Below are 15,688 nucleotides of genomic sequence, written 5' to 3'. Positions count from 1 at the left end.
AGCCAATCGCGGCGGACGGTCAGGCGGACGCGGCGCTTCCGGAGTCCGGCCGGCGCTTGAGGCGGCCGTCGACGACGTCGTACCCCAGGTCCGCGAGGGCCGTCCGGTCCGCGCGGGGAAGACTTCCGGCGTCGAAAGTCTCCAGCAGGTCAGGCCGGCGTTCCGCCGTCCGGCGGTACTGCTCGTGCCGGCGCCACTGGGCAATCTTGCCGTGGTTTCCGCTGAGCAGGACCGCCGGCACCTCCCGGTCACGCCAGAGCGATGGCTTGGTGTAGACGGGGTACTCGAGCAGGCCGTCCGAGTGCGATTCCTCCACGAGGGACTCCGGGTTGCCCACCACACCGGGCAACAGCCTGCCGATGGCCTCCACCATGGCCAGGACGGCGACCTCGCCGCCGTTGAGGACGTAATCACCGAGGCTGACCGGGCGCACGGTGAAGTGCTCCTCCGCCCATTCGATGACGCGTTCGTCGATGCCTTCATACCGGCCGCAGGCGAAAACCAGCTGATCCTCTTCCGCGAGCTCGTAGGCCAGCGCCTGGTTGAAGCGCTCCCCTGCCGGGGACGGCACGATGAGCACCGGCTTGCCGCCGGCGTCGGCCGGCTGCGCCGCGGCCACCGAAGCCAGGGCCTGGGCCCACGGCTCGGCCTTCATGACCATACCGGCGCCGCCGCCATAGGGGGTGTCGTCCACGGTGCGGTGGCGGTCGGTCGTGAAGGAGCGGAGATCGTGGACGTTGAGGTCCAGCAGGCCGTCCTGCCTGGCCTTGCCGATCAGCGAGAGTTCCAGCGGTGCCAGGTACTCGGGAAAGATACTGACGACGTCGATTCTCATCTAGGCTTTGGCCCCCGGCTCGGCAGCTCCGGCGTCGGAGTCCCCTGCCTCGCCGGCTCCGGCGTCCTCGGCGTTGATCTCGAAAAGGCCGGCGGGCGGCGTCACCAGGACATAGCCTTCCGCGACGTTCACCTCGGGGACGATCTGCTCGACGAAGGGAATCAGGATCTCCTTGCCGTCAGGTGTCGTGACCACGAGCAGGTCCTGCACCGGCATGGTGTGCAGGCCCGAGACCTTGCCCACCACCTGCGAGCCGACCTTCGCTTCGAGGCCCACGAGTTCGTGCTCGTACCAGCCTTCGTCGTCGTTGTCCTCAAGCTCCTCGGTCTCGATGAACAGCTTGGCGCCGCGGAGGGTTTCAGCCTCGTTCCGGGTTTCGATTTCCTCGAACGCCAGCAGGAGGATGTCCTTGTTCCAGCGGGCACTGAGAACAGTGAGCGGCCCGGCCGAGGCGGGCTCGACCACAAACTCGGTGCCGGGGACGAACCGGTCGCCGGGCGCGTCGGTAAGTACCTGGACGGTCACCTCACCGCGGATTCCATGGGGCTTGCCGATTCGTGCCACCTGAAGCTGCATGTGTTCCTCTGTTCCGGAATGCGTCGTGAAAAATTTGGGGGTTGTCCGTGAAAGCAGTCCGGCCCCTTCACCGTTAGCTGGTGAAGGGGCCGGACTCAAGACAAGTGTTGCAGGCGCGTTACCGGCGGCGGTCGGTGTCGACGACGTCGACCCTGACCTGCTCGCCATCTGCCAGTGCCGCCACTACCGTGCGCAGCGCGCGGGCGGTGCGGCCCTGGCGTCCGATTACCCGTCCAAGGTCATCCTGGTGAACGCGCACCTCGAGGGTATCCCCGCGGCGGTTGTTCTTGGCGCTGACCTTGACATCCTCAGGGGAGTCAACGATTCCGCGGACAAGGTGTTCGAGCGCTTCTGCCAGCAACTTACTCAGCCTCGGTGGTCTCTGCTTCAGCCTCGGCGGGAGCTTCTGCCTTGGCCTTCTTCGTGATGGCTTCCGGGATGATCACGGAACCCTTTTCCGGGGCAACGAAGGCTTCCTTGGCAACCTTGGTCTTCAAGGTGCCTTCCTGGCCCGGGAGACCCTTGAACTTCTGCCAGTCGCCGGTGACCTTGAGGATCGCGGCAACCTGCTCGGACGGCTGTGCGCCGACGCTGAGCCAGTACTGGGCACGGTCCGTGTCGACCTCGATGTATGAGGGCTCTTCGGTGGGGTGGTACTTGCCGATCTCTTCGATGGCACGGCCATCACGCTTGGAGCGTGCGTCCATGACGACGATGCGGTAGTACGGTGCGCGCATCTTACCGAAGCGCTTAAGGCGAATCTTTACGGCCACTTTTGTGGTCACTCCTGTTTCTGAAACGGGGTCGAGCCCGGCGTTCTGCACCCGTGGGGCGGGCCGTACTAGGGGGTTCATAAGGACAAGATCCAGACGCGGAGAGAGGGGCCACGCAGATCGAGTACCTGTTTATTGTGCCAGATCGGCCGCGTTATTTCGACTTGACATGCGCGGAGACCGTGTTTTCGCGGTTCCGGGCCGCATTCGCGCCGTGACCCGGGGTCCGCAACGGGAGCCACGCCGAACGGGCCGGCGCGGCGCCGCCGTCAGGAGGACCAGACGTAGAGGCCGGTCCTGCTGCCCTCGTCGACGCTGCCGGCGAGCTCCGCCAGCTGCTGGACATACTTCCGGGCTTCCTCGGGGCCGAAGGGCATGTCGTCCTCGGCCGCCCACCGCTCGGCGACGTCGTCCAGGACGTCGCCCTCGCCTTCGGACTCGTAACTCAGCAATTCAGCGAGCGCCCGGACCATGGCCGGCGGCACGCCGAGCAGGGAGTCGCTGGCGACGTCCACCATGGCCAGTTCATAATCGGCCCCGGCCGCGTGCACGGCAGTGCCGGCGAGGTCCCCGAGCTGCTCGATTTCAAAGTCGCTGATGCCGGGAATGCGGACGCCCGCCCCGGCAGCGGCGCCCCCGCCGTCAAGATCTTCGGCGCGCTTGAGGGCTTCCTTGTGGGTGGCGACAAATATTTCGGTGAAGCCCATGGAATTCGTCCTCGTTCCGTCGACGGCGTGTGCCCTTGGCGGCGGCGGAGACCGCCCCGGGCTGTTTGAATTTAGCCTAACCCACGGCGCACGTGCCCTGCCGGAAGGACCTAGCGGACGGCTACGCGGATCTGGTTGCGCCAAGGGTCTTCGAAGCGAAGCTCGGCGCCCGTGTGGTGCGAAGCGACGCCGGCAACCTTGAGCCGATCCGCGAGGGCTCCGACGTCGTCACCGGACGGGACTTCAATCAGGACCTCACCCAGGCCCAGGGTGTCGCGGCGCGGGCCGGCGCCCCGGCTGTTCCAGACATTCATGGCCATGTGGTGGTGGTAGCCGCCGGCCGAAACGAAGAGCGCCTGGCCGTGCCAGCCGGCCGTCTTTTCGAACCCGAGCGTCCCGACGTAGAAGTCGTGGGCCGACTGGACGTCGCCGACCTGGAGGTGCACGTGTCCGACTCCGGCCTCCGTGCCGCGCTGGCCATCCACGGACTCCTGGGTCAGGTGCTCCTGCAGGTACCGCTGCGGCGGCAGCGCCAGACTGTCCATGACGACGTTTGTGCCGTCCCAGGCCCAGGCGTCGCGGGGGCGGTCCCAGTAGAGCTCAATGCCGTTACCCTCGGGGTCGCTGAAGTAGAACGCCTCGCTCACGAGGTGGTCGGCGCTGCCCGTGAAGGACTGCGGCTCATACTGGGCTGCGCTGGCCACCGTGGCCGCCAGTGCCGCCTGGCTGTCGAAGAGGAGGGCGGTGTGGAAGAGGCCCGCTTCACCCCGGCCGGGGACGTTCAGTCCGGGCGCGGGGGCCAGGTGGACCAGCGGCGTCTGCAGCCGCCCGAGGTAGAGGCCGCCGTCCTGCTCTGCCACGACGTCGAGGCCGAGGGCCCGCTGGTAGTAGTCGGTCATGAGGCTCATGTCCCCCACCTTGAGCATGACGGTGCCCATGGTGAGATCGGCAGGAAGAAGATCCTGGTTGCTGGATGCTGTTGTCATTGAGTGCTCCCTGACTCCCCGGCCACCGGATTTCGGTGGTCCCTACATCTCTAAATTACTTGAAGCTTCAATTTATTCCTAACGGACGATCTTCCCCCGCAGAACCACGCCTTTCAGATCGCGGATCGTTTCCGGATCCGCGCGGGGATCCTCCGAGCACAGGACCACGTCGGCGCTGGCCCCCTCGGCCAGGCCGTCGGCCCCCAGCCACCGGCGGGCGCCCCAGCAGGCGGCGTCCAGGGCTGCAGCCGCCGGAAGGCCGGCTGCGTGGAGTGCCAGAATCTCGTCGGCGATCCGGCCGTGCCGGATCACACTGCCCGCGTCCGTTCCGGCGAAAACCCGCACCGTGGCCTCGTAGGCTTCCAGGACGCGCTCATTCCGGCGCTCCCACAGCCCGCGCATGTGGGCCGCATAGCGCGGGAACTTGGCTTCGGCTTGGTCGGCGATGTCCGGAAACGTGGCGATGTTGATGAGCGTCGGAACGATCGGCACCTGCTGTTCCACGAAGCGGGGAATGTGCCGCGGCAATAGCCCTGTGGCGTGTTCGACGCAGTCGATTCCGGCGTCGAGCATGTCATCCAGGGTGTCTTCTCCGAAGCAGTGCGCAGTGACCCTGGCGCCTTCATCGTGGGCGGCGCTGACGGCGTCCCGTACCGCCGCGGCCGGAAACGACGGCGCGAGGTCGCCGGCGTCGCGGTCGATCCAGTCCCCCACCAGCTTGACCCAGCCGTCCCCGGCACGCGCCTGCTTCCGGACCGCCTCCACCAGATCCTCCGGTTCGACCTCGACGGCGAAGTTCCGCAGGTAGCGCCGTGTCCTGGCGATGTGCCGCCCGGCCCTGATGATCCTCGGCGCATCCGGCGATTGCTGCAGCCACCGGGTGTCGCTGGCTGCGCCCGCGTCCCGGACCAGCAGCGTCCCGGCATTCCGGTCCGTCATCGCCTGGCCGTGCGCCACGTCGTCGTCCACGGCGCCGCCGGGGCCCAGCCCGATGTGGCAGTGCGCGTCCACGAAACCCGGCAGTACCCAGCCGTCCAGCACAACGTCCGGACTTTCAGTCGGCCGCTGGAAGGTCAGCCAGCCGTCCACGGCCCAGAGTCCGTGCCGCTCCCGGTCCGGGCCGGTAAGCACGGTTCCGCTGAATTCAATGATGCGCGCCATGACTCCAGCCTAATCCGCCGGCCGGCCCTGGCCAGGGGCGCCGTCCCGCCCGTGGCCGCACGCCCTGTCACACCTGCAGTCACACCGGGCATGGATGGGCGGCGGCCCGCTGCCCTGTGGTAGCTTCGTCTACGACCACACGGGTGCCCCTGCAGGGGCTGAGATCGGGCTAGCGCAGCCTGCGACCGTTGAACCTGTCCGGGTAATGCCGGCGAAGGAAGTGAGCAGTAAATGAACACCCAGAAAACACAGCTGATCCCTGCCCAAAATGAGGCAGCCGAAGCTGAAACCGGCCAGGCGACCACCCAGTCGCTGAAGTCCCATTCCCTGGCCTACCTGGAGGGGGACGGCCTGCGGGTTCCGGTAACGGAGATCGCCCTGGAGCCCTCACCCAACGGGGAACAGAACGAGCCGCTGCGCGTCTACCGGACGGCCGGACCCGGCAGCGACCCGGTGGTGGGCCTGGCGCCGTTCCGCGCGGAGTGGATTGAGGCCCGCGGGGATACGGAGCCGTACGGCGGCCGGGAGCGGAACCTGCTCGACGACGGCCGGTCAGCCGTGCGCCGCGGCGCAGCTTCCGCGGAGTGGAAGGGAGCGCAGCCGGTGCCCCGCCGCGCCGTCGGCGGTAAGACGGTGACGCAGATGCACTACGCCCGGCAGGGCGTGGTGACTCCGGAGATGCGCTTCGTCGCCCTGCGGGAGAACTGCGATGTTGAACTGGTGCGCAGCGAAGTGGCGGCCGGGCGCGCCATCATCCCGAACAACATCAACCACCCGGAATCGGAGCCGATGATCATCGGCAAGGCCTTCCTGGTGAAGATCAACGCCAACATCGGCAACTCGGCCGTGACCAGCTCCATTGCCGAAGAGGTGGACAAGCTCCAGTGGGCCACCCAGTGGGGCGCCGACACCGTCATGGACCTCTCCACCGGGGATGACATCCACACCACGCGGGAATGGCTGATCCGCAACTCCCCCGTGCCGATCGGCACCGTGCCCATCTACCAGGCACTGGAAAAGGTCAACGGCGAAGCCAACGCACTGACGTGGGAGATCTTCCGGGACACCGTCATCGAGCAGTGCGAGCAGGGTGTGGACTACATGACCATCCACGCCGGCGTGCTGCTGCGCTACGTTCCCCTCACAGTCAAGCGGGTCACCGGAATCGTGTCCCGCGGCGGCGCCATCATGGCCGGCTGGTGCCTCGCCCACCACCAGGAAAACTTCCTCTACACGCACTTCGACGAACTGTGCGAGATCTTCGCAAAGTACGACGTCGCCTTCTCGCTGGGAGACGGCCTGCGGCCCGGCGCGACGGCGGACGCCAACGACGCCGCCCAGTTCGCCGAACTCGACACCCTGGCCGAGCTGACCCAGCGCGCCTGGGAATTCGACGTCCAGGTCATGGTGGAAGGGCCGGGCCACGTCCCGTTCCACCTGGTCCGGGAAAACGTGGAACGCCAGCAGGAGCTGTGCAAGGGAGCCCCGTTCTACACCCTCGGGCCCCTGGTCACCGACATAGCCCCGGGCTACGACCACATCACGTCCGCCATCGGCGCCACCGAGATCGCCCGCTACGGCACGGCCATGCTCTGCTACGTGACGCCGAAGGAGCACCTGGGGCTGCCGAACAAGGACGACGTGAAGACGGGCGTGATCACCTACAAGATCGCGGCCCACGCGGCGGACCTCGCCAAGGGACACCCGGGCGCCCACGAGCGGGATGACGCCCTGTCCAAGGCGCGCTTCGAGTTCCGCTGGCGGGATCAGTTTGCGCTGTCCCTTGATCCCGTCACGGCCGAGGCGTTCCACGACGAGACGCTGCCTGCGGAGCCGGCCAAGACCGCGCACTTCTGCTCCATGTGCGGTCCGAAGTTCTGCTCCATGCGCATCAGCCAGGACATCCGGGACGAATACGGCTCGGCAGAGTCGCAGGCGGCCCTGGTCGAGATGGCCGAAGGAATGCGCGAGAAGAGCCAGGAGTTCCTGGCCGCCGGCGGCAAGGTCTACCTGCCGGAGCTGCGGGTTCCCGAAACGGCCGACCAGTAGCAGCCGGCAGGTAGCAGCCGGGGTCAGGACGCCTGCGGCTGCTGCCGCCGGCTGACCTCGGCGATAAAGGACCGGATGAAACGGTCGCCCTCGGGCGAGTCCTGGGGCCGGTGCCCTCCCGCAGCAGTGCGGTGCAGGGCGCCGGTCTCCCTCAGGTAGCCGGCGATTTCCTCGTACAGGGGCTCCCACCCGCCGGTCAGCACGAGGGTGGGGACGCCCGGCACGATCTGCAGCGGAGCCTGCCACGGCGGCGCCTGCAATCGCAGCCGCCTGGCCGCCCGCCTGGCCTCGGGAGTGCTAGGGCCGGGCGCGTCAGCGGCAAAGGCCCGCCGGACGAACTCCCGCTCGTAGTCGTCGTCACCCAGCTGGTGCCGGACGTCGAACAGGGGCTCCATGAGCGCCCGGTGGGCGGCCGTGGCCGGCAGCTCGGCAGTCAGCGACAGGCAGGCCGGCTCCACCAGTGTCAGCGAGAACACGAGGTCCGGGCGTTCGATGGCAGCCATCATCGCCGAAATGGCGCCCTGGGAATGGGCCACGACATGCCCTCCGGCGGCGCCGCGGCCGTCGTCCGCGAGGGAGCGGAGCACGATCCGGGCGTCTGCGGCGAAGTCGGTTTCCAGGGGTTCGGCCTCGGCGTCGAAACCGTGCCGGCGCAGGAACAGGGCGTCGTACTGCAGGGCCATGCCGTGCTGGCGCGGCCAAGCAGCGGAGCCGAAGTTTCCGGCACCGTGGACGAACACTACCCGCTGCTTAAACATGACCCAACCTTATGGCAGCGGTCTGACATCAGCGCCGGCCGACATGACCGTGGGCCTAATTGCCGCCCAGGAACTTGTCAAAGCCCTTGGGGAGGTTGAGCTGCGACGGGTCGAAGTCGCCGCCCTGCTGGCCGAAGGCAGCCCCGGTGGGGAGTGCCTTGGCGGCGCTGGCACGCCGGGCCTCCGCGTCACGGAGTTCCTGGGCCGCCTTGGCGGGGTTGCCTGAACGGGCCTTCTTCTTGGGTGCGTTCTTGGGGCCCTTGCGCGCGCCGCCCGCTCCCATGCCCGGCATTCCGGGCATGCCAGGCATGCCGCCGCCCTGGGCCATCTTCTTCATCATCTTCTGGGCCTGCGCGAAGCGCTCAAGCAGCCCGTTGACCTCGGACACGTGGACGCCCGAGCCCTTGGCGATACGGGCACGCCGCGAGCCGTTGATGATCTTCGGCGCCAGCCGCTCGTGCGGCGTCATGGAGCGGACGATCGCCTCGACCCTGTCGATTTCGCGCTCATCGAACTGCTCCAGCTGCTGGCGGATATTCTGCGCGCCGGGCATCATCATGAGCATTTTCTTCATGGAGCCCATGTTGCGGATCTGCTGCATCTGGGCGAGGAAGTCATCCAGCGTGAAGTCTTCCTGGTCGGCGAACTTCTTCGCCATCCGGGCAGCTTCGTCCTTGTCCCACGACTTCTCCGCCTGCTCGATCAGGGTGAGGACGTCGCCCATGTCGAGGATGCGGGACGCCATGCGGTCCGGGTGGAACAGCTCAAAGTCGTCCAGGCTTTCGCCGGTGGACGCGAACATGACGGGCTTGCCGGTGACCGACGCTACGGAAAGCGCGGCACCGCCGCGGGCGTCGCCGTCGAGCTTTGACAGCACGATGCCGGTGAAGTTGACGCCTTCATCAAAGGCCATCGCCGTGTTGACGGCGTCCTGGCCGATCATGGAGTCGATCACGAAGAGCACTTCGTTGGGGACGATGGCCCGCCGGATCTGGCGCGCCTGTTCCATCATGCCGGCGTCGACGCCGAGACGCCCGGCGGTGTCGACAATGACGACATCGTGCAGCTTCTGTCGGGCCTCCTCCACGCCTGTCTCTTATACACATCTAGATGTGTATAAGAGACAGGCGACGGGGTCGCCCGCCGGGTGCTCCAGCTCGGAGGTGGCGCCGGGGTGCGGGGCGAAGACCGGGACCCCGGCGCGCTGGCCGACGACCTGCAGCTGGGTCACGGCGTTGGGGCGCTGTCTCTTATACACATCTAGATGTGTATAAGAGACATGGACGGGGCTGTGGCCCTGCGCCTTGAGCCACTTGGCAAGCTTGCCGGCGAGGGTGGTCTTACCGGCGCCCTGGAGGCCGGCAAGCATGATGATGGTGGGCCCGGTCTTGGCCAGCCGGATGCGGCGCGTTTCTCCGCCGAGGATCTCGACGAGCTCCTCGTTGACGATCTTCACGATCTGCTGGCTCGGGTTCAGTGCCCCGGAGACTTCGGCCCCGAGCGCGCGCTCACGGACCCGGCCGGTGAACTCCCGCACCACGGGCACGGCAACGTCAGCGTCCAGCAGGGCCCGGCGGATCTCGCGGACTGTGGCGTCGACGTCTGCCTCGGTGAGGCGGCCCTTGCCACGGAGATTCTTGAAGGTTGCTGTCAACCGGTCAGAGAGTGAATTGAACACGCGCCGTGCACTTCTTTCAGTGGATGTACGGATGGCGGCCCTGCGGCACACCAGCGTCTCGGCTGTTGTTTCCAACTGCGTCGACGACGGGACTCGACTATCTAGGGTACCAAGACACGCCTTCAAGATGGCATGCTGGCAAGGTGACGAGCCAAACAACCGTAAAAACCCTGCTCATCCTCGGCGCCACCGGCGACCTTACGGCCCGGCTGCTGCTACCGGGCCTTGCCACGCTGGTGGCCACCGGGCGGGCCGGCGGGCTCAAACTCGTCGGCGCGGGTTCCGATCCGTGGTCGCCGGAGCAGTGGCGGGAGCGTGTCCATGATGCCTTTGCGGCGGCGGCAGGCCCGGCGGGCGCAGCAGGGAAGGACGCCCTGAAGTCCCTCGAGGCCTCCACTGACTATCACCAACTCGACGTCACTGCGGACGGACCGCTGGCATCGCTGCTCTCGAAGCTTGAGGGGCCCGTGGCCGTCTACTTCGCCCTTCCGCCGCAGGTCAGCCAAAAAGCCTGCGAGATACTGGCGCCGGACCAGGTCCCTGCGGGGACGCGGCTCGTCATGGAGAAGCCGTTCGGATCCGGCGAGGAGTCGGCGCGTCAGCTCAACAGGACGCTCCTGAACCTCGTTCCTGAAGACCACATCCACCGTGTGGATCACTTCCTGGGCAAGGCCACCGTGCTGAACATCCTCGGGCTGCGCTTTGCGAACAACTTCCTGGAGCCGGTATGGAACCGTCAGCACATCGCCAAAGTGGAGATCATCTTCGACGAGGACCTGGCCCTCGAAGGCCGGGCACGCTATTACGACAACGCAGGCGCCCTGCGTGACATGGTCCAGAGCCATCTCCTGCAGATCATGGCCCTGATGGCCATCGAGCCGCCGGCCACGATCGGCGAGCGCGACCTCCGGGATGCCATCGGCACCGTCCTCCGCGCGAGCAGCATCAGGACGCCCTACGAATCCAGTACCCGCCGGGCGCGGTACACCGCCGGCAGCGTCGGCGGCCGGGAGGTTCCGGACTACGTCAAGGAGGAGGGCGTGGACCCGGACAGGAGCACCGAAACGCTCGCCGAAGTCCAGGTGAACATTGACAACTGGCGCTGGAAGGACGTGCCGTTCATCCTGCGTTCGGGCAAGGCCCTGGGTGACAAGCGGAAGGAAGCGGTGGTTACGTTCCGGCCGGTGCCACACCTGCCCAGGGGCTTCTCGGGTGTTGACGCGCCCAACAAGCTCCGGATCGGATTCGGACCGGACACCCTCGGCCTCGACGTCGACGTCAACGGCCCCGGGGACATTTTCAGTCTGAACCGCACCACGCTCAACTCAGAGCTCAATGCCTCCGATCTGCTTCCCTACGGGGAAGTGCTGGAGGGCGTGCTCGCCGGCGACCCGCTGCTCTCTGTCCGGGCCGACACCGCCGAGGAGTGCTGGCGAATCGTCGATCCGGTCCTCGCGGCCTGGTCCAGGGGCGATGTTCCGCTTGAGGACTACGACGCCGGCACGTCGGGCCCGGAGGGCTGGTCCGGTTCCGGCTCGGTCACCGGATAGGCCCTCTCCGGCCACGCGCGGGCGCACACGCCGGGGCACGCAGCAGGGCCGGTCACCGTGATGGTGACCGGCCCTGTTTGTATCCCGTTGGGCGGGGACTATGCGTTTTGGAACGCCGTGGCTAGATGGCTGCTACGCCACGTTCGCCGGTCCGGACCCGCACTGCTTCAAATACATCCACCGTCCAGACCTTGCCGTCGCCGGCCCGGCCTGTGTTGGAGCTGGAGATGATGACATCAAGGATGTCGTCAGCCTGTTCGTCCGTGGCCAGGACCTCAACGCGGATCTTGGGCAGCAGGTCCACGTTGTACTCCGCGCCGCGGTAGACCTCGGTGTAGCCCCGCTGCCGCCCGTAGCCGCTGGCGGCACTGACCGTCAGGCCCTGGACCCCGTAGGCCTCGAGGCCTTCCCGGATGGCTTCGAGCTTCTCCGGACGAACGATTGCTGTAATCAGTTTCATGCCCCCACGCTTTCCTTGCCTGATGCTGCGTCTGTCGTTTTGCTGGCCTCAGGTGCCGTGTCAAGCTTGGACGCCGAGGCATTGCCGGTGATCAGTTCATGCAGCGGCTGGAAGCTGCCGCCGTGGCCGCCGATGCCGAACTCGTAAGCGGTCTCGGCGTGCAGGCTCAGGTCCACACCCACCACTTCCTGTTCCTGGGAAACACGGAAGCCCATGAATCTGTGAATGGGGTAGGCGATGATGAAGGTCATTACCGAGGTGAAGATGATGGACATCAGCGCCGCGAGCACCTGGGCAACAAGCTGGGTGGTTCCTCCGCCATAGAAGAGACCTGCCGCGCCCTGCGTCGGCGTCGCGAGGAAACCGATAGCCACGGTGCCGACGACCCCGGAGACGAGGTGGACGCCGACGACGTCGAGCGAGTCATCGTAGCCCAGCTTGAACTTCAGTCCGACAGCCAGGGCAGAGGCGACACCTGCGACTACGCCGAGGGCGATGGCGCCAAGCGGAGACACGTTCGCGCAGGCCGGGGTGATAGCGACCAGACCGGCGACGACGCCCGATGCGGCGCCGAGGGAAGTGGGGTGACCGTCGCGGTACCGCTCCACAGCGAGCCAGCCGAGCATGGCGGCCGCCGGGGCTGCCAGCGTATTGATCCAGATCAGGCCAGCCTGTTCAACAGTGGCCGCTGCACCGGCGTTGAAGCCGAACCAACCGAACCAGAGGATTGCCGCGCCGAGCATGACAAACGGGATGTTGTGCGGGCGGTGGTTGGGGTCCTTGCCGAAGCCTTTGCGGTTGCCGATGATCAGGACAAGGATGAGTCCGGCCACGCCGGCATTGATGTGGACGACTGTGCCGCCGGCGAAGTCAATCACGGGAGCAAACGTCTGGCCGAACCAGCCGTCCTTCGAGAAGAGTCCCCCGCCCCAGACCATGTAAGCCATGGGGGCGTAGACCAGGGTGGCCCAGATGGGGGTGAAGATGGTCCAGGCCGAGAACTTCGCGCGGTCGGCGACCGCTCCCGAGATCAGCGCCACGGTGATGATGGCGAAGGTGGCGGCGTAGCCAACCTTGAGCAGATCCGCGGGGTCAGTAAAGTTATGAAGGCCGAAGTGGCTGAACGGGTTGGCGAAGATCTGGAAGAAGTTGTCCTTGTTGCTCGTGGCCATGGAAGCGCCCCACAGGACCCACATGATACCCACGGTGCCAATGGCGACGAAGCTCATCATCATCATGTTCAAGGCGGCTTTTGCACGGGTCATGCCGCCATAGAAGAATGCCAGGCCCGGGGTCATGAACAGCACGAGTGCTGACGCGACCAGGAGCCAAACGAGACCTGCGGTGAGTTCCATGGTCTACGTCCTCTCTTGCTTTGTGTGCGGAGTAGCCCGCCCTGTCCCAACGCCTTTTTGCGTTCTGGTTCAAGTTTTGCCGTGCCGTGTTTCGCACACAGAGGATTTAGATTGCGGGCCTGTTACAAGAATCTCCCGGAAGTAAATGGTGCATATCTGGCTTGTTACGGTTATGTTTCACCACTCGCAAGCCGCCCCTTCGGCTCTTTCCGCAAGGATCACCCGCTCATGACGCCACGCCCCCGTCCCGCCGCCAGCAGACTGCGGTTTAGCATCGGCCGGCGGACCGGCGACGCCCGGCTGCCCCGTGACATCAAGGTGATGCTCGTCGCGGCGTTCCTGATCGCCCTCGGATTTGGCCTGGTGGCCCCGGTACTGCCGCAGTTCGCCACCACGTTCGACGTCGGCGCGACGGCCGCCGCCGTGATCGTCAGCATCTTTGCCTTCATGCGGCTGGTGTTCGCTCCTGCCGGCGGCGCGCTGATCGGCAGGCTGGGTGAGCGTCCCGTCTACGTGGCCGGACTGCTGATTGTGGCGGCCTCCACGGCGGCCTGCGCGTTTGCCCAGAATTACTGGCAGCTCCTGGTGTTCCGGGGGTTGGGGGGCGCCGGGTCGGTGATGTTCACGGTCGCTTCGATGGCACTCGTCATCCGGCTTGCGCCGCCCGAAAGCCGCGGCAGGGTCTCGGGCGCCTACGCCTCCGCGTTCCTGATCGGAAATGTCTGCGGTCCCATCCTGGGCGGCCTGCTGGCCGGGTTCGGGCTGCGCGTTCCCTTCCTCGCCTATGCCGGGGCGCTGGTCCTGGCCGCGCTGGTGGTGCAGACGCAGCTCAGCCATGTGCCCGGCGGCGGACGCCGCGACGGTTCTGCGGCTCCGCCCATGAAACTCGCCGAGGCCCTCGGGGACAGCGCCTACAGGGCGGCGCTCGTCTCAAGCTTTGCCAACGGCTGGGCAACGTTCGGTGTGCGCATGGCCACGGTGCCCCTGTTCGCCGTCACAGCACTCGGCTCCGGCCCGGAGGCGGCGGGCTGGGCACTGGCGGTCTTCGCCGCCGGAAACGCCGTTGCGCTTACTTTTTCCGGCAGGCTGGCGGACAGCCTGGGCCGCAAGCCGATGATGACTGCCGGGTTGGTGCTCACCGGCGCCGCAACCGGCGGAATCGGCCTGACGAACGGGCTGGGCTGGTTCCTTGCCGCATCTGCGCTTGCCGGCGTGGGTGCGGGGCTGCTGGGGCCGGCCCAGCAGGCGGCGGTTGCGGACGTGATCGGTCGCGAGCGGTCCGGCGGGCGCGTGCTGGCCGCCTATCAGATGACCGCAGACATCGGCGCCATCCTGGGCCCGGTGTTCGCCGGGCTGCTGGCAGACCAGCTGGGCTACGGCTGGGCATTCGCCGTGACCGGCGGCGTCCTGCTGCTCGCGGCGGCGGCCTGGCTGCTGGCCCGCGAGACGGTGCAGCGGCAGCTTGCGGACGCTGGCCGGCCCAGCTAAGTAGCAGCTCACGCCGTTCCCAGGGGCTGAAAACGGCGCGAGGCGCTACCTAGTTGGGGGTGAGGGCCAAGTTCAGCAGGTGCCTAGTTCAGGAGGGCGTCGACGAAGCCTTCGGCATCGAACGGCGCGAGGTCGTCCGCGCCTTCGCCGAGTCCGATGAGCTTCACGGGCACGCCCAGCGACTTCTGGATGGCGACGACGATGCCGCCCTTGGCGGTCCCGTCCAGCTTGGTCAGGACGATGCCGGTGATGTTGACCACTTCGGCGAAGACCCGCGCCTGGTTGAGGCCGTTCTGGCCGGTCGTGGCATCCAGGACGAGGAGGACCTCGTCAACTTCAGCCAGTTTTTCGATGACGCGCTTTACCTTGCTGAGCTCGTCCATGAGGCCGACCTTGTTCTGCAGGCGCCCGGCGGTGTCGATCATGACGACGTCGACTTCCTGCTCGATGCCCGCCTTGACCGCCTCATACGCGACGGAGGCCGGATCCGCGCCGTCGATGTCGGACTTCACGGTAGGGACCCCCACGCGCTGGCCCCACGTCGCCAGCTGTTCCGCGGCTGCGGCCCGGAAGGTGTCGGCGGCACCGAGGAGGACGTCCTTGTCCTCGGCGACAAGTACCCGGGCCAGTTTGCCCACGGTGGTGGTCTTGCCCACCCCGTTGACGCCCACGATCATCATCACTGCCGGCTTGTCCGCGTGCCGTTCGATGCGCAGGCTCCGGTCCATGTCCGGGTCCACGAGCTTGATAAGCTCCTCGCGGAGCAGTGCCTTGACGTGCTCGGGATCGCGGGTCCCCAGCACCTTCACGCGCTCCCGCAGGGCATCGACCAGCTGCATGGTGGGTTCGGTGCCGAGGTCGGCGAGAAGCAGCGTCTCCTCCACCTCGTCCCAGACGTTTTCGTCAATCTTGTCGCTCGAGAGCAGCGCCAGCAGCCCCTTGCCGAACACGCTGTTCGACTTGACCAGGCGCTCCCGCAGCCGGGTGAGGCGTCCCGCCACGGGCAGCGGGGTCTCCACCGCGATGGTTTCCAGGCCGGCGGCGTCGTCGGGGACCTCGGCTTCGAGGCCTTCGACGTCGACGGCGTTCGGTGCCTTGCGTTCGGCAGGCGCCACCGGGGGGTCCTCTAGGAGGGTCCCTCCGCCGCCGAGCGGCGCTGCCGGGTCGTTGGCGTCCCGTGGCCCGGAGTATTTGGTTCCGGACTTCCGGGCCTTCATCAGTACCGGAACCAGGCCGCCGATGACCGCCAGGGCAGCAAGAATGGGCAGGAGAATAGGGAGGATGTCGTTCACTCCCCTAGCTTCTCACAACA

At 66.9% G+C, this 15,688-nt stretch carries 14 protein-coding genes, 1 pseudogene and 1 riboswitch; of the genes and pseudogenes, 3 read left to right on the top strand and 12 right to left on the bottom strand.

Features of this window, described 5'->3' with window-relative positions; all coding sequences use genetic code 11:
- Positions 1–19: 19 nt before the first annotated feature.
- From trmD to B1A87_RS05145, 7 genes are all read right to left on the bottom strand, one after another.
- The gene (gene trmD, locus B1A87_RS05175) at positions 20–835 is read right to left on the bottom strand and encodes a tRNA (guanosine(37)-N1)-methyltransferase TrmD (RefSeq protein ID WP_078026602.1); all 816 of its coding nucleotides are present in this window, start codon (positions 833–835) and stop codon (positions 20–22) included.
- On the bottom strand, positions 836–1,411 hold the full coding sequence (gene rimM, locus B1A87_RS05170) for a ribosome maturation factor RimM (RefSeq protein WP_078026603.1): 576 nt from the start codon (positions 1,409–1,411) through the stop codon (positions 836–838). It abuts the gene before it with no gap.
- A 118-nt stretch (positions 1,412–1,529) separates the two neighbouring features.
- On the bottom strand, positions 1,530–1,772 hold the full coding sequence (locus B1A87_RS05165) for an RNA-binding protein (protein WP_056632598.1): 243 nt from the start codon (positions 1,770–1,772) through the stop codon (positions 1,530–1,532).
- 1 nt (position 1,773) lies between these two features.
- Positions 1,774–2,184: a 30S ribosomal protein S16 gene (rpsP, locus tag B1A87_RS05160; protein WP_078026734.1), complete on the bottom strand. Its 411-nt coding sequence runs from the start codon at positions 2,182–2,184 to the stop codon at positions 1,774–1,776.
- A 269-nt stretch (positions 2,185–2,453) separates the two neighbouring features.
- Positions 2,454–2,891: a hypothetical protein gene (locus tag B1A87_RS05155; RefSeq protein WP_078026604.1), complete on the bottom strand. Its 438-nt coding sequence runs from the start codon at positions 2,889–2,891 to the stop codon at positions 2,454–2,456.
- Between the two features lie 110 nt (positions 2,892–3,001).
- A complete protein-coding gene (locus B1A87_RS05150; RefSeq protein WP_078026605.1) occupies positions 3,002–3,877 on the bottom strand; it encodes a VOC family protein in 876 nt (291 codons plus the stop codon).
- A gap of 78 nt (positions 3,878–3,955) precedes the next feature.
- On the bottom strand, positions 3,956–5,038 hold the full coding sequence (locus tag B1A87_RS05145; RefSeq protein ID WP_078026606.1) for an amidohydrolase family protein: 1,083 nt from the start codon (positions 5,036–5,038) through the stop codon (positions 3,956–3,958).
- A gap of 129 nt (positions 5,039–5,167) precedes the next feature.
- Positions 5,168–5,275, top strand: a riboswitch (TPP riboswitch).
- On the opposite strand from B1A87_RS05145, the gene thiC reads away from it, so the two are divergent.
- Positions 5,270–7,087, top strand: a complete 1,818-nt coding sequence (thiC, locus tag B1A87_RS05140; protein WP_078026607.1) for a phosphomethylpyrimidine synthase ThiC — start codon at positions 5,270–5,272, stop codon at positions 7,085–7,087. (Overlaps the previous riboswitch by 6 nt.)
- Before the next feature lie 23 nt (positions 7,088–7,110).
- On the opposite strand, the gene B1A87_RS05135 is transcribed toward thiC, so the two are convergent.
- Positions 7,111–7,845 carry an alpha/beta fold hydrolase gene (locus B1A87_RS05135; protein WP_078026608.1) on the bottom strand — a complete coding sequence of 245 codons (735 nt, stop codon included), beginning with the start codon at positions 7,843–7,845 and terminating at the stop codon, positions 7,111–7,113.
- Between the two features lie 55 nt (positions 7,846–7,900).
- Positions 7,901–9,523, bottom strand: a pseudogene (gene ffh, locus B1A87_RS05130) (signal recognition particle protein).
- A gap of 143 nt (positions 9,524–9,666) precedes the next feature.
- Between ffh and B1A87_RS05125 the strand changes: the two are divergent.
- Complete coding sequence (locus B1A87_RS05125; protein ID WP_260680687.1) at positions 9,667–11,073, top strand: glucose-6-phosphate dehydrogenase; 1,407 nt, start codon at positions 9,667–9,669, stop codon at positions 11,071–11,073.
- Positions 11,074–11,194: 121 nt separating this feature from the next.
- Here B1A87_RS05125 and B1A87_RS05120 read toward each other — a convergent pair whose 3' ends face one another.
- Together B1A87_RS05120 and B1A87_RS05115 are read right to left on the bottom strand one after the other, a co-directional pair.
- Complete coding sequence (locus B1A87_RS05120) at positions 11,195–11,533, bottom strand: P-II family nitrogen regulator (protein WP_078026610.1); 339 nt, start codon at positions 11,531–11,533, stop codon at positions 11,195–11,197.
- Positions 11,530–12,888, bottom strand: a complete 1,359-nt coding sequence (locus B1A87_RS05115) for an ammonium transporter (RefSeq protein WP_078026611.1) — start codon at positions 12,886–12,888, stop codon at positions 11,530–11,532. Before B1A87_RS05115 ends, B1A87_RS05120 begins: the two co-directional genes overlap by 4 nt.
- A gap of 228 nt (positions 12,889–13,116) precedes the next feature.
- On the opposite strand from B1A87_RS05115, the gene B1A87_RS05110 reads away from it, so the two are divergent.
- Positions 13,117–14,376 carry an MFS transporter gene (locus tag B1A87_RS05110; RefSeq protein WP_078026612.1) on the top strand — a complete coding sequence of 420 codons (1,260 nt, stop codon included), beginning with the start codon at positions 13,117–13,119 and terminating at the stop codon, positions 14,374–14,376.
- 83 nt (positions 14,377–14,459) lie between these two features.
- Here B1A87_RS05110 and ftsY read toward each other — a convergent pair whose 3' ends face one another.
- On the bottom strand, positions 14,460–15,668 hold the full coding sequence (ftsY, locus tag B1A87_RS05105) for a signal recognition particle-docking protein FtsY (RefSeq protein WP_078026613.1): 1,209 nt from the start codon (positions 15,666–15,668) through the stop codon (positions 14,460–14,462).
- Positions 15,669–15,688 lie beyond the last annotated feature (20 nt).

The organism is Arthrobacter sp. KBS0703 (assembly GCF_002008315.2).
Taxonomy (GTDB): domain Bacteria; phylum Actinomycetota; class Actinomycetes; order Actinomycetales; family Micrococcaceae; genus Arthrobacter.
This window is presented reverse-complemented; position numbering and strand designations above follow the sequence as displayed.